The organism is Megamonas rupellensis DSM 19944 (assembly GCF_000378365.1).
Classification (GTDB): Bacteria; Bacillota; Negativicutes; order Selenomonadales; family Selenomonadaceae; genus Megamonas; species Megamonas funiformis.
The window spans coordinates 1-12,171 of the sequence record NZ_KB899611.1 but is presented as its reverse complement, the minus strand read 5'-3'; the positions used below and the strand labels follow the sequence as shown (position 1 = coordinate 12,171).

General features: G+C 28.9%; 14 protein-coding genes. 4 read left to right on the top strand and 10 right to left on the bottom strand.

Going from position 1 to position 12,171, the window contains the following annotated elements; genetic code table 11:
* The 5 genes from F553_RS0110850 to F553_RS0110830 form a co-directional block, all read right to left on the bottom strand.
* Window positions 1-830, bottom strand: an 830-nt coding sequence (locus F553_RS0110850; protein ID WP_019000112.1) for a DNA-binding transcriptional repressor DeoR, incomplete at its 3' end; no start/stop codon positions are given.
* Between the two features lie 131 nt (window positions 831-961).
* Window positions 962-1,354 (bottom strand): 30S ribosomal protein S9, encoded by a 393-nt coding sequence (gene rpsI, locus F553_RS0110845; RefSeq protein WP_091695066.1) that lies wholly within the window; start codon window positions 1,352-1,354, stop codon window positions 962-964.
* A 20-nt stretch (window positions 1,355-1,374) separates the two neighbouring features.
* Window positions 1,375-1,815: a 50S ribosomal protein L13 gene (gene rplM / locus F553_RS0110840; protein WP_019000111.1), complete on the bottom strand. Its 441-nt coding sequence runs from the start codon at window positions 1,813-1,815 to the stop codon at window positions 1,375-1,377.
* Between the two features lie 199 nt (window positions 1,816-2,014).
* Window positions 2,015-2,929, bottom strand: a complete 915-nt coding sequence (locus F553_RS0110835) for a LysR family transcriptional regulator (protein ID WP_019000110.1) — start codon at window positions 2,927-2,929, stop codon at window positions 2,015-2,017.
* A 30-nt stretch (window positions 2,930-2,959) separates the two neighbouring features.
* Complete coding sequence (locus F553_RS0110830) at window positions 2,960-3,592, bottom strand: trimeric intracellular cation channel family protein (RefSeq protein WP_019000109.1); 633 nt, start codon at window positions 3,590-3,592, stop codon at window positions 2,960-2,962.
* A 158-nt stretch (window positions 3,593-3,750) separates the two neighbouring features.
* Here F553_RS0110830 and F553_RS0110825 point away from each other — a divergent pair, with 158 nt between their 5' ends.
* Complete coding sequence (locus tag F553_RS0110825; protein WP_019000108.1) at window positions 3,751-5,379, top strand: bifunctional metallophosphatase/5'-nucleotidase; 1,629 nt, start codon at window positions 3,751-3,753, stop codon at window positions 5,377-5,379.
* A 26-nt stretch (window positions 5,380-5,405) separates the two neighbouring features.
* Here the strand turns inward: F553_RS0110825 and F553_RS0110820 are convergent, their stop codons facing one another.
* From F553_RS0110820 to F553_RS0110805, 4 genes are all read right to left on the bottom strand, one after another.
* The gene (locus F553_RS0110820; protein ID WP_019000107.1) at window positions 5,406-6,299 is read right to left on the bottom strand and encodes a DUF5655 domain-containing protein; all 894 of its coding nucleotides are present in this window, start codon (window positions 6,297-6,299) and stop codon (window positions 5,406-5,408) included.
* Window positions 6,300-6,481: 182 nt separating this feature from the next.
* A complete protein-coding gene (locus F553_RS0110815) occupies window positions 6,482-7,060 on the bottom strand; it encodes a hypothetical protein (protein ID WP_019000106.1) in 579 nt (192 codons plus the stop codon).
* Window positions 7,061-7,250: 190 nt separating this feature from the next.
* Complete coding sequence (locus F553_RS0110810) at window positions 7,251-7,616, bottom strand: hypothetical protein (RefSeq protein ID WP_019000105.1); 366 nt, start codon at window positions 7,614-7,616, stop codon at window positions 7,251-7,253.
* A 125-nt stretch (window positions 7,617-7,741) separates the two neighbouring features.
* Complete coding sequence (locus tag F553_RS0110805; protein WP_008538709.1) at window positions 7,742-8,233, bottom strand: YajQ family cyclic di-GMP-binding protein; 492 nt, start codon at window positions 8,231-8,233, stop codon at window positions 7,742-7,744.
* A gap of 315 nt (window positions 8,234-8,548) precedes the next feature.
* On the opposite strand from F553_RS0110805, the gene F553_RS0110800 reads away from it, so the two are divergent.
* Genes F553_RS0110800 through F553_RS0110790 form a run of 3 tightly spaced genes read left to right on the top strand, consistent with a single transcriptional unit; the run spans window position 8,549 to window position 10,377 of the window.
* Complete coding sequence (locus F553_RS0110800; RefSeq protein ID WP_019000104.1) at window positions 8,549-9,529, top strand: zinc ribbon domain-containing protein; 981 nt, start codon at window positions 8,549-8,551, stop codon at window positions 9,527-9,529.
* A gap of 25 nt (window positions 9,530-9,554) precedes the next feature.
* Window positions 9,555-9,953 carry a hypothetical protein gene (locus tag F553_RS0110795; protein WP_019000103.1) on the top strand — a complete coding sequence of 133 codons (399 nt, stop codon included), beginning with the start codon at window positions 9,555-9,557 and terminating at the stop codon, window positions 9,951-9,953.
* A 25-nt stretch (window positions 9,954-9,978) separates the two neighbouring features.
* Complete coding sequence (locus F553_RS0110790; RefSeq protein ID WP_019000102.1) at window positions 9,979-10,377, top strand: zinc-ribbon domain-containing protein; 399 nt, start codon at window positions 9,979-9,981, stop codon at window positions 10,375-10,377.
* 962 nt (window positions 10,378-11,339) lie between these two features.
* Here the strand turns inward: F553_RS0110790 and F553_RS0110785 are convergent.
* Window positions 11,340-11,960 (bottom strand): hypothetical protein, encoded by a 621-nt coding sequence (locus F553_RS0110785; protein WP_019000101.1) that lies wholly within the window; start codon window positions 11,958-11,960, stop codon window positions 11,340-11,342.
* Between the last annotated feature and the right edge of the window lie 211 nt (window positions 11,961-12,171).

Below are 12,171 nucleotides of genomic sequence, written 5' to 3'. Positions count from 1 at the left end.
ACTAATATACGTTTTTCTTTAGCCTTTAATTCTTCTAATTTTATTCCTACTGTACGTTCATCTAATTCTTTATCACAAATATTTCCTTGAGCATCAAAAAATCTTGAACAGATATCGCCTACTGCTCTATTTTGTATAATATCTCTATCTTTTTTATCAAAAAAACCCAATCTAAATAATAAAGCGTCATTTTTTACAGTACCTACTGTAAAGACAGCAATATTAGCCTGTCGTCCTAAATCTAAAATCTTTTTAATATGTTTATCTTTTTCAATTAATTCTTTTATCTGTACCGTATCAAACATTACTGGAAGTGGTAAATATCGTCCTACTGTAGAAAACGCTTCTGAGAATAATTCTACTACTTCGTAAGCATATGTATTGCTTTGTGAATGACTTATTCCACCTTTTAATTGTACAATCTGCACGCCTTTTAACGCTTTATGTTTTAAATTTAAAGCCATATTATAGATAGTAGTTCCCCAACATACACCAATAATATCGCCATCTTTGGCTATCTCATGTAAATAATCAGCTGCTTTTATGCTTATGGATTTTTTAATCTCATTTGTCGTATTTAAAGGCGCATAAGCAATCTTTACCACATCTAAATTATATTTCTCACATAAAGCTTCTTCTAAGGAGCTATTATCTTCTATAGGGTCAGCTATATTTATCTGTACAAAACCTTTTTCTTTTGCATATTGCAACAATCTTGATACTGTAGGTCTTGATAGATTTAATTTATTGGCTATCTGTTGTTGGCTATAATCTGATTTATAATAAAGCTTGGCAACATCAATACTAAGTCTATCCTTATTTTGTTCCATCAATTACACCCCCTTTATATTATATTAAACTGCAAAATTAGCATTTATATCTTAACATATAAAAAATAAAAGAAAAAGCCCACAACCAGAAAGATTGTGAGCTTTGTATTCTCTTTGATAATCGTATGTGATTAACGTTTGGAGAACTGAGATGCTTTACGAGCTTTTTTGAGACCGTATTTACGACGTTCTTTTTCACGTGGGTCACGTGTTAAGAATCCAGCTTTTTTAAGAGCAGGACGAAGTTCAGCATCGAGTTCTAATAAAGCACGGGAAATACCGTGACGAATAGCACCAGCCTGACCGGAAGGGCCACCACCCTGAACGTTAGCGATAACATCATATTTATCAGCTGTTTCAGTTAAGTTAAGAGGCTGTTTAACGATTAAATCTAAAGTTTTAATGCCGAAATATTCATCAATATGACGGCCATTGATTACAACGTTGCCTTCACCTGGAACCAGACGAACTCTAGCAACTGAAGTCTTTCTGCGGCCTGTGCCGTAGTAGGATACTGCCATTATATTGTTCCTCCTTCCAAGTATTATCTAATATTTAATTCCAAAACTTCTGGTTTCTGAGCAGCATGTGGATGTTCTGGGCCAGCATAAACATTAAGTTTTCTGTACATCTGTGCACCTAATTTATTTTTAGGAAGCATACCACGAACAGCCATTTCTACAACTTTCTCAGGCTGTGTTGCGAGCATTTTCTGAGGAGTTGTAAAAGTTGTGCCTCCTGGATATCCAGAATGACGGAAATAAGTTTTATCAGTTAATTTTTTACCGCTGAATACCACTTTATCAGCATTAACTACGATGACAAAATCACCAGTGTCAACATGTGGTGTGAATGTTGGTTTATGTTTACCGCGAAGTACTTTTGCAACTTCAGCAGCTAATCTACCTACTGTCTGGCCTTCTGCATCAACTACGTACCATTTACGTTCAACGTTAGCAGCGTTTGCCATGAATGTTGTTTTCACTTGTATATCCCTCCCTGTACAATTTTCAACTATTTAATATTGAATCTTTTTTCTCAATAGATGTCCTTTGCACGGTTCCGGGGCTAGTGGAAGCCGTCATCGAACGTCATACGAAGATATTTTAAAGTAAATGACTTCTAAAGTCAAGTATTTTCTTAAATAAATTTTACAATATTTTTATTGCAGTTTAATAAAAGTCTTACAACTTTGCACTTAAAGCTATATAATGTTCTAATTTTTTTATATAGCTTTGAGCCAATTTACTTAAATGATTATATTTATTATAAATATAACCCACACAGATTTTTTCATCACTATCAAGTGGAATGGCAATTATATTTGTGCCATTTAAATCTTCACTCAATACACCTGTAGATATAGTGTAACCATTTAAGCCTATAGCTAAGTTAAATAAAGTCGCTCTATCGCTGACATAAATATTTTTGCGATGAGATATTGTTGAATGTATCTCTTCGGCAAAATAAAAAGAATTATAAATTCCCTGCTCAAAAGAAAGACAAGGATATGGTTCTAAATCATCAAAAGTAACAATCTTCTTACCTGCTAATGGGTGTTTAGCTGATAAAAATACATGTGGATTAGCCGTAAATAATTCTTTAAAACATAAATCATTTTCTTGCAAGATTTTTCGTATTACTTGTTCATTAAATTTACTTAAGTACAATACACCAATCTCACTACGCATGTTTTTTACATCATCAATGATTTCATGTGTTTTCGTTTCTCTCAACGTAAAATCATATTCATCTTGAGCATATTCTTTAATTAAATTTACAAAAGCATTCACAGAAAAAGCATAATGTTGCGTAGATACAGCTAATAATCTCCGTGCTGGCTTATCTTTATGATAACGCTGTTCTAATAATTCAGTTTGCTCAATAATCTGTCTTGCATAACCTAAAAATTCCTGTCCACTAGACGATAAAGTTACACCTTTATTAGTGCGAATGAAAATCTCAATACCCAACTCTTTCTCTAATTCTTTAACTGCATTCGATAAACTAGGTTGAGAAACAAATAATTTTTGAGCTGCTAAATTCATTGAACCACAATTTACAATTTCTATAATGTATTTTAATTGTTGTAAAGTCATATTCTTCCTTTACTCCTATTTTTTTAATTATTAACGCACTTTTGGCAAACTCAAATGATAGTAAATACCTATCATACGCAAGAAAAATACTACAAAAAAAGATATAGGTGATGCCAAATACCAATAATCATCACCTATAATCGCTATAAGATAAAATACTATTCCTCCAATTATAGATGGCAATGCATATATTTCTTCTTGTAATACTGAAGGTATTCTTTGCGCTAATACATCACGAATAATACCGCCACCTACAGCTGTTATCAATCCTAATGTAATCGCAAATAATGGATATTCAGGATAAGCATTAAAACCTATTGTAGTCCCTGTAACTGTAAATGAAGCTAACCCTAAAGTATCTGCTAATAAATATATTTTACGAAGTTTTCTTCTTGACATATATCGTAAAATTTGGTTGCGATAAATAAAAAAGATAATAAAAGTAATGACTGTTGTAAGCACTATATATAACGAAGTCTTAAAAGAATTTGGAGGAATGTTTCCCACCAAAACATCACGAATAATACCGCCACCAATAGCTGTGCTTAAAGCCAATACCAATATACCGAAAATATCCATACGTCTTGATATTCCTACTAAAGCACCTGAAATAGCAAAAGCAATTGTTCCTGCAATCTCAAAAAAAGTCCATAAAAAAATCATAACTATCCACCTTTCTAAAAAGATTTCCAACTAATATTAATTTCTGCATACATTATACAATAATAAATTAATTTAGCAAATTAAACCCAACTATCCTAAAAATATCATTCTAATATATAATATCTATATACATATTTTTATTCAAAGGAGGTTCTATTATGCCAATTTATCAATTAAAAATTCGTCAATTATTTCTTGCTTTACTTACTTTTTGTTTTATTTTTATACCAAATTCTGCATGGGCTATACAAAAAGATATCATCATCTTATATACCAATGACGTTCACTGTGGTATCGAAGATAATCTAGGATATACTAAATTAGCTCAATACAAAGAAGATTTACAACAAGATACACCATATATTACTTTAGTCGACGCAGGTGATGCCATTCAAGGGGCTCCTATCGGCAAATTATCCACTGGCGAAGCTATCATCAACATCATGAATGAAATAGGTTATGATTTTGCTATTCCTGGCAATCATGAATTTGATTATGGTATGGATAGATTTCTCACTTTAAACGACAAATTATCTTGCGGTTATTATAGTTCTAATTTAGTAAATACAATTACAGGAAAAAATTTATTGCCAGCTTACAAAATTTTCCAATTCGATGATAAAAAAATAGCTTTAATAGGTGTTACAACGCCTGAAACACTCAATTCTTCTACACCTGCTTATTTTCAAGACGATAAGGGAAATTTTATTTATTCCTTTAATGAAGACGCTACTGGCAAAAAATTATACACTAATATCCAAAATACTGTAGATACAGTGCAAAAACTAGGCGTAGATTATGTCTTTTTAGTAGCTCATCTAGGCATGAATGGTATCACACCTCGCTGGAGTAGCCTTGCTGTAGCTCAAAATACACAAGGTATTGACGCTATCATTGATGGTCATTCTCATGAAGTCATTGCTAGTTTTATAGCTAAAAATAAACAAGGAAAAAATGTTCTCATTACTCAAACAGGCACTAAACTTCAAAATATTGGTAAATTAACCATCACACCACAAGGTGAAATCTCTACTGAATTAATCAATGATTTAACAAAAACTAATCCCAAAACTACCGATTTAATCAATGAAGAAAAGAATAAATATGCACCTTTGCTCAATCAAACAATCGGAACAAATACAGTAAAACTCACCACTAACGATCCTAATACTAATATCCGCTTAGTCAGAAATGGCGAAACAAATCTCGGTGATTTTGTAACTGATGCTTATAGAGTCGTTTTAAATACTGATGTAGCAATCTGCAATGGTGGAGCAATCCGCAATGAATTACCTATGGGCGATTTTTCCTATAATGATATTTTGACAACGTTTCCATTCGGTAATATGTGTGTAGTCCTAGAAATTACAGGACAACAGCTCTTAGACGCTTTAGAAATGGGTGCTAGCCGTTACCCTGAAGAATTTGGTGGATTTATGCAAATCTCTGGTGCTACTTATACGATTAATAGCAAAATCCCATCATCTGTAATAACTGATGAAAAAGGTAATTTCATAAAAGTAGATGGTGCTTATCGTGTTCAAAACGTAAAAATAAATGGTAAAGATTTAGATTTAAATAAAAAATATACCATTGGTGGAACTTCTTATATCTTGAAATTCGCTGGCAATGGTATGACAATGTTCAAAGACAGCCCTATACTTCAAAATGAAGAACTATCCGAAACAGATGTAATTATCGAATACATTCAAAATTATCTTAATGCCACTATCGACAATGAATATGCCAATCCATATGGTCAAAATCGCATAACAATCATCAAATAAAAAAAGCAGGTATTATTTACCTGCTTTTACATTTCATTATATGCTTTTTCTATTAAACTTTTAGCCTTTTCAAAACTTTGTTCATCTTTAATAATTATTTCTAAATCGCCAGTTCCATAATGCCCTATATTTCTCATATCCCTAGTAAATCCTTCTTCTAATTTAATCTTATCAGGATTTAATTTTAAATAAATGGCAACATATTTATTATAAAGTTCAATACATGCCATATTTTGAACTTTTTTATATGCTAAATAATATTTTAATTGGTTAGACTCTATATCATCACCTAGAGATTCTATATAATTACAAATAGAATCATATAATATATTTATTTTTTCTGGAACAGTTTTTAATTTTTCTACATGAGTTTTATAATTATTATTTTTCCTACTAATCAAATCTTTTTGATGAACAATATTTTCTACTTTTGGTGAATTTAAATGCTCAAATAAAATCAAATCATTACTATATTTCTTATACTTTACTAATTTTATATTTTTTTGCATTTGATTAATAGCATGTATATCATATCGCGTAAAATTACTCGCAATACAAATAACACATGGTGCAGACCAATCAATATTTTTCACATATTCATAACCATATTTTTCGGCAACTAACATATGAAAAGCATCTTTATGGTCTAAAAGCCAATCTAAATAAAACAATCCTTGATTTATAATATTTTCATTACTACTACGCTTATACTCTACAATTACAGGACAATTATTTTCATCAATTCCTATGCTATCCATTTTTCCATTAGTTATAACATATTCGCTTTTTAAAAATCGAACACCAAAGAATTTTTCCATATTATCTTCTATTAAATTTTGCAACTCTTTTTCTAATAAAACTTCTGATGGTATTAATTGTTTTACATCATTCTTTATACTAAATAACTTTATTTCTGACATTATAATCACCTACAAAATATTATCAAATCATCTATAATTATACCAATATTTATTAATATAAAACATTAAATCATTTATGAAAAAATACCTATATATATTAAATAAACCATTACAAAAGGCTTGACTTAATAATCTTATTAACTATTAAATCAAGCCTTTTTCTTAATATATTAATTTAAAAATTAATGTTGAACTATTCCGTAATCTTTATAGCCGAACCAATTGCTATTTTCGTCCCAGAAGAAATGATATTCTTGTGCTTTTGGATGTAGGGACATCACTCTATATGCTAAAATAAGTTCTCCATTTTCTACATATATATTTGCTTCAGCATATTTTCCTAAAGGATTATAATAATTTATTGGATTTACATATAGTTGCCATGCCTCTTTTTGTTCATCATAACCCATCAAAAGCGACAAATCTGAATCACCCATACTATTTGTACTTCCCGATATAATATAAGCATATTTTCCTGTTTCTGTATCATATACTTGCTTTACTCTTACATATTTTACATTTGGTATTTTTGCAGCATAAATAGGTTCTCCATCTTTACCTGCAATTAAATATCTTTCATTATCTTTTGTTAAGAATGCAATTTGAATGGTTTTATTATTTTCTGGAAAACTAAATTCTATGCCATTGCCTTCTACTTTTCCATATTTATCTGCAGAAACAGAAAATGAACTTGCATATGTTACTCCGACAAAGGCTAACATTAAGCCACAAACTAATAAACAAATACGCATAAATTTCATGATTATGCCTCCCTTATAATTTATAATTTCTGCTTTTACTATACTATATATCTCTAAAAAATCCTTATCCTCAAAGGACAATTTATATATTTTTTTATACTATTATGTACTAAATAAATATTATTAGTCCTGCTTTATTCTCAAAACAAAACCACTATTTAAATATTAAAATAGTGGTTTTATCTTTCATTTATCCAACTCTAACATAATCTGCTGAATATCCTGTAGATACATTATTTAACATCATATAATTAGGATTGTTATTGTCAAAAATTAAAGTATTTATACTACGTCCACCATTTACACTAATAGTAACAACTGTATAATTGCCATCATTAGATACACTTCTTACACTATATGGAGCTTTGCCAAAATCTCTATCTGTTATACTCATTATACTGCCATCTCTACCTTGCCATGTTCCTTCAATTAATTCATACCCACGAGAAATATTTTCTTGATAAGCATAAGCGGATTGCATAGGTATTATCGCTTCACAAAATATTACTGAAAATGCACATAAACCTATTAAACAAAATTTTTTCAATATATTCATTTTTATTCCTCCTTTATCAACTATTATGCTACTAAAAATATTAAAACTCCATAATCCTTAAAGATGAAAAATTTCACTATTAGAAATAAATAAAAAAACCACCGCATAAAACGGTGGTTAATTTTTTATCTCATATTGATGAATTGTAAATCAATACCAAAATCGCCAGCTTTTAAAGTCTGTATAACTGCTTGTAAATCATCTTTTTTCGCACCAGAAACACGAACTTGTTCACCTTGCATTTGTGTATTAACTTTTAATTTTGTAGCTTTTATCGCAGCGATAATTTTCTTTGCATTTTCTTTAGAAATACCCTGTTTAATAGTGAGCATTTGACGAACAGAACCTTTTGCTGCATCTTCGATTTTGCCGAGTTCTAAAGAACGTAAAGATAAACCTCTTTTTGCCATGCGTGCACGTAAAATATCAATGATAGCATTTAATTTATAATCATCTTCTGCTGCAATTTTAATTGCTTTATCTTCTAATTCAATGCTTGCAATACTACCACGGAAATCATAACGCTGAGAAATTTCTTTTTCTGTTTGGTTAACAGCATTGCTCATTTCTTGCATATCAACTTGAGATACAATGTCGAATGAACTATCTTTTGCCATTTATATCACTCCATTTTTAAAATTCGTGCTTATATTTTATCATATCGCCAAATATAAAAAAAGGCTTTAAAGACTAACTTTAAAACCTTCTTTTTTCACTATTACTTTTAATAAATTCATTATCATTATTTACAATTATAGATTAGCAAATATCACGATTAAATACGTTTATATATTTTCTCTACCAATGAAAAAATCAACCTATTTAGTTCATGGGAATTTACTCTTTTTAGTAGCATAATAATTCTATAATAAGTATTTTTATAAAAAATTTATCCATCATTTAAATTTATTTTATAAAAAGGAGTTTTTTATATGTATAAATTCTGTACTCATTGTGGAGCTAAAATGCCTAATGAAAATGCTTTTTGCACTAATTGCGGAGCTAAATTTTCACAAATTCCTACCCCACAACAAAATATGGCTCCAACAAATATCAATTATAATACTTCAAATTCTAATACTATGCCACCTTATATGCATAATCAACAAACTCAACAAATTAATAATATGCCAAATCCTAATAATATGCAAATGGCTTCACAAGAATTTGCCATTGGTCAACAATACATGGATATAAACAATCCTCAACATAATTATATTAAAGCAATCAATCACTTTCAAAAATCTTCTTTACTCGGCAATCAAAATGCTAAATTTTATATGGCTATGGCTTATTTGTATCAGGCTATGGATATATTAAAACAAAGTGCGCCTCTACAAAATAATCCTTCGCCATCTGTTAATAATTTTTCTCCTCAAGCACCATTTTTCCCTCAAAATCCTAATAATCATGTCAATCAACAATTTGCTTCTAACCCAAATAATCAAGCCAATCAAAATAATGACAATAGCACCTTAAAAAATGTAGGTAAATATGCAGCATCTGCCGCTGTTGGTGCTGTAGCTAGTTCTATGCTCCATTCCGCTTCTACAGCTAGTGCTGCCCCACATAATACTGATACAAGTCCTCTTCCTGACCTCAATGCACCAATTGATCCTACGGATACAATTAATCAAACAGTAGATTCTGCCAATGACTATATCCAAACACCAGAAGAATTTGTTACCAATGTCGTTGACCCACTAAGTACAGCTAGTGAACAAATAACTCCTTCTAATACAAGTGATGATGGTACAAACCATATTTCTAATCTGGATAATAACTCAGAACTTACTGCAACAGAACAAATTGAACCTTCAGCAGATGCTGATATTTCTTCAGATAGTGGTGAAGAAGATTCCAGTATTTCCGATAGCGTAGGCAGTCTTTTTGATGATTTATTCGGCGAATAATTATAAATTTTAAAGGAGTTTTAATATGAATAAACAGTTAAAATCCCCAAGATTAATAATATTAGTAATGATATTATCTTTAATGAGTGTATTAGTCGCAGGTTGTGGTGATGATAAATATGTACAATCCGTAAAAAATGGAACAATGTATATGGCTCCTAATGCACCTGTAGGCAAAGCTTTTGACCAATTCTTTAAAAATGGCAAATGGAAATCTTTCGTTTCCGATAAAAATGATCGTATTGTAGAATTTACAGGCGAATGTAATTGGAATAATAGACCTGCAAAATTAACTGCTCAATTTAAATTATATAAAGATAATAGTTTTGAATTAGCATATTTAGATATAAATGGCAATCCTACAACTGTTTTAGACGGACTAGATATTATGCAAAAAATTCTACACCAATATAGAGCAAAATAAACTATAAATACTGTAGGTGTAAACAATGGAAAGTGTATTAAAATCATTATTTAAACGTGAATTAAAAGCTATTTTAGCACCTTATGCTGATATTATTTGTGCATTATTTATCATAGCAATTATTGGTTATATCATCTATTATCTTTATAATAAATTTAATGAAAATAAAACTAAAAACAATGTTAATTCTATTGTAAATAATTCTTTAAAATGCCCTAATTGTGGTTTAGAAATATCCCCAGAAGATAGATTTTGTCTAAAATGTGGAACAGCTTTAACGCCCCAAACAGTAAATCCATCACCATCAGAAAAAACCTTTTTAGATACATTACTTCAAATTCTAAAATATACTATTATATATGCTCTCATTGGTTTTGCGATTTTATTTATTTTACTTATTCTCATTGGTGTTATGGCAGAATAAATATATACTTAACATAAAAAATAACCCCAAATAGCAAAAAATAGTATCCGCATCGCCTCGTTACTAAATTAATGATACTTTTTGAAGCGTCCATATTCAAGCCCTCAAATTTATTTTCAATTTAATAACGATACGATTTTCAAAACACCACTTTTAAAATCTCATATATTGAAAACAATAATATTTGAAGTAAAATTATTTTAATTAGCCTTATATTATAAATAATGATTATTATAAGAGGTGATTTATAATGTTTATAGTTGGATTTGTACTATTTATTATAGCTATTGAAATACTTTTTCCTGATTCCAACTAGGTATATTGATAAAAAATCAAAAGCAATATATTACCATAATATCAAAGAATAAATCTTCGTAAAGCTATAACAATTTGAGTTTTAACTCTTTTTGTTATAGCTTCTTTATTTCTACTTATAAAGAAAAATCAAACCAATTTTTACTTCTAAATCTTTAAAAATTTTATTATAACCTATATATAAATTTTTTTATAATTGACTTTATCTTTCCTGCCATAACCTCTTATTATTCAATAGAATTATCTAAAAAAATTTATATACTCAAATTTAGACAACAAAAAAGGCTTTATGGAAAACCCATAAAGCCTTGAATTTACTAGTGGTGCCGAAGGCCGGACTCGAACCGGCACGTAGGGGACTACGCTTGATTTTGAGTTCTCTATTGAAAATTTTATTACCTATTAATAATTTACATAATACATTATAAAGGCTTATCATTATTGAATTTATCACATTTTATTTTTTAATTCATTCCTAGTCATTTTTTATAGTTTTAGGGAGTCTGTTATCAAAATGTTATCAAAATGCTTAATCAATAAAAAGAATTATCCATACTAAACTCTTTAATAACCACAATAAAAAACTATGCGATATATTTTTTATTATCAACATTCAAAACAATTCTATTATTAGACTTAGACTATTATTATGATACATCTCTTATAATTTTTCTTATATCTTTTAAATAATTATTCAATTCTCTATAAACTATCTTAGAAACTAATGCAAAATATTTATCATAAATCTCTAGTTTAGTTTTAGAACAATTCTCTTGCAATAAACCTTCATATCTAATAAATACTTCAATTAAAACTTCAACAACAGCATTATCTATTTCTTCTATATCTTTATTAAACTCATTATATATAGTTTTCAAAGTCAATTTATTAATATTTTTTTTAGAAGATATTCCACTATGTGTATATTTTAGACCTTCTACAAAAAAAGAATCACTTTTCTTAAGCTTAAGATTATAAACTAACCATATTAGAATAAAAATATCATATAAATACTTTCTCCATATATTATATATATCATCATCCTTATATAAATCTTTATTCTCATGTAAATAGTTGCTTATATTTGAAAAATCTTCATAATCTATATTATAAATATTACTATTACTATATATCTTTTTCATGAAATAATAACCGTATGCTTTTTCAATTATACAAAATATCCTTTTCAGCTTCTTTTTTTTATTTTTCTCACTTGTATCTTCAGGATATAAAAATGATAAAGTCCAATCCCTATCTTCTTTTTTCATATTAGACAAAAAATCTTGTAATATATCATTTTCGTTTATTTTAAATTTTCCTATATAATTATTAATGATATATCTTAATTTTTCAAAAGATGGATTGTATAATGAAGTGCGACACCTAGAAAAATAAAAAACTCATTATGAATTTTCGTGTAAAATAAAGTTACCACACAAAACCTACACGAAAGGAAAATTCATAATGAGCTATCATCAT

Bases quoted from the DNA above. Each gene is read 5' to 3' on its own strand.
- F553_RS0110835 (WP_019000110.1), bottom strand. From the start codon at position 2,929: ATGACTTTACAACAATTAAAATACATTATAGAAATTGTAAATTGTGGT.
- F553_RS0110830 (WP_019000109.1), bottom strand. From the start codon at position 3,592: ATGATTTTTTTATGGACTTTTTTTGAGATTGCAGGAACAATTGCTTTT.
- F553_RS0110825 (WP_019000108.1), top strand. From the start codon at position 3,751: ATGCCAATTTATCAATTAAAAATTCGTCAATTATTTCTTGCTTTACTT.
- F553_RS0110820 (WP_019000107.1), bottom strand. From the start codon at position 6,299: ATGTCAGAAATAAAGTTATTTAGTATAAAGAATGATGTAAAACAATTA.
- F553_RS0110815 (WP_019000106.1), bottom strand. From the start codon at position 7,060: ATGAAATTTATGCGTATTTGTTTATTAGTTTGTGGCTTAATGTTAGCC.
- F553_RS0110810 (WP_019000105.1), bottom strand. From the start codon at position 7,616: ATGAATATATTGAAAAAATTTTGTTTAATAGGTTTATGTGCATTTTCA.
- F553_RS0110805 (WP_008538709.1), bottom strand. From the start codon at position 8,233: ATGGCAAAAGATAGTTCATTCGACATTGTATCTCAAGTTGATATGCAA.
- F553_RS0110800 (WP_019000104.1), top strand. From the start codon at position 8,549: ATGTATAAATTCTGTACTCATTGTGGAGCTAAAATGCCTAATGAAAAT.
- F553_RS0110795 (WP_019000103.1), top strand. From the start codon at position 9,555: ATGAATAAACAGTTAAAATCCCCAAGATTAATAATATTAGTAATGATA.
- F553_RS0110790 (WP_019000102.1), top strand. From the start codon at position 9,979: ATGGAAAGTGTATTAAAATCATTATTTAAACGTGAATTAAAAGCTATT.
- F553_RS0110785 (WP_019000101.1), bottom strand. From the start codon at position 11,960: ATGAAAAAAGAAGATAGGGATTGGACTTTATCATTTTTATATCCTGAA.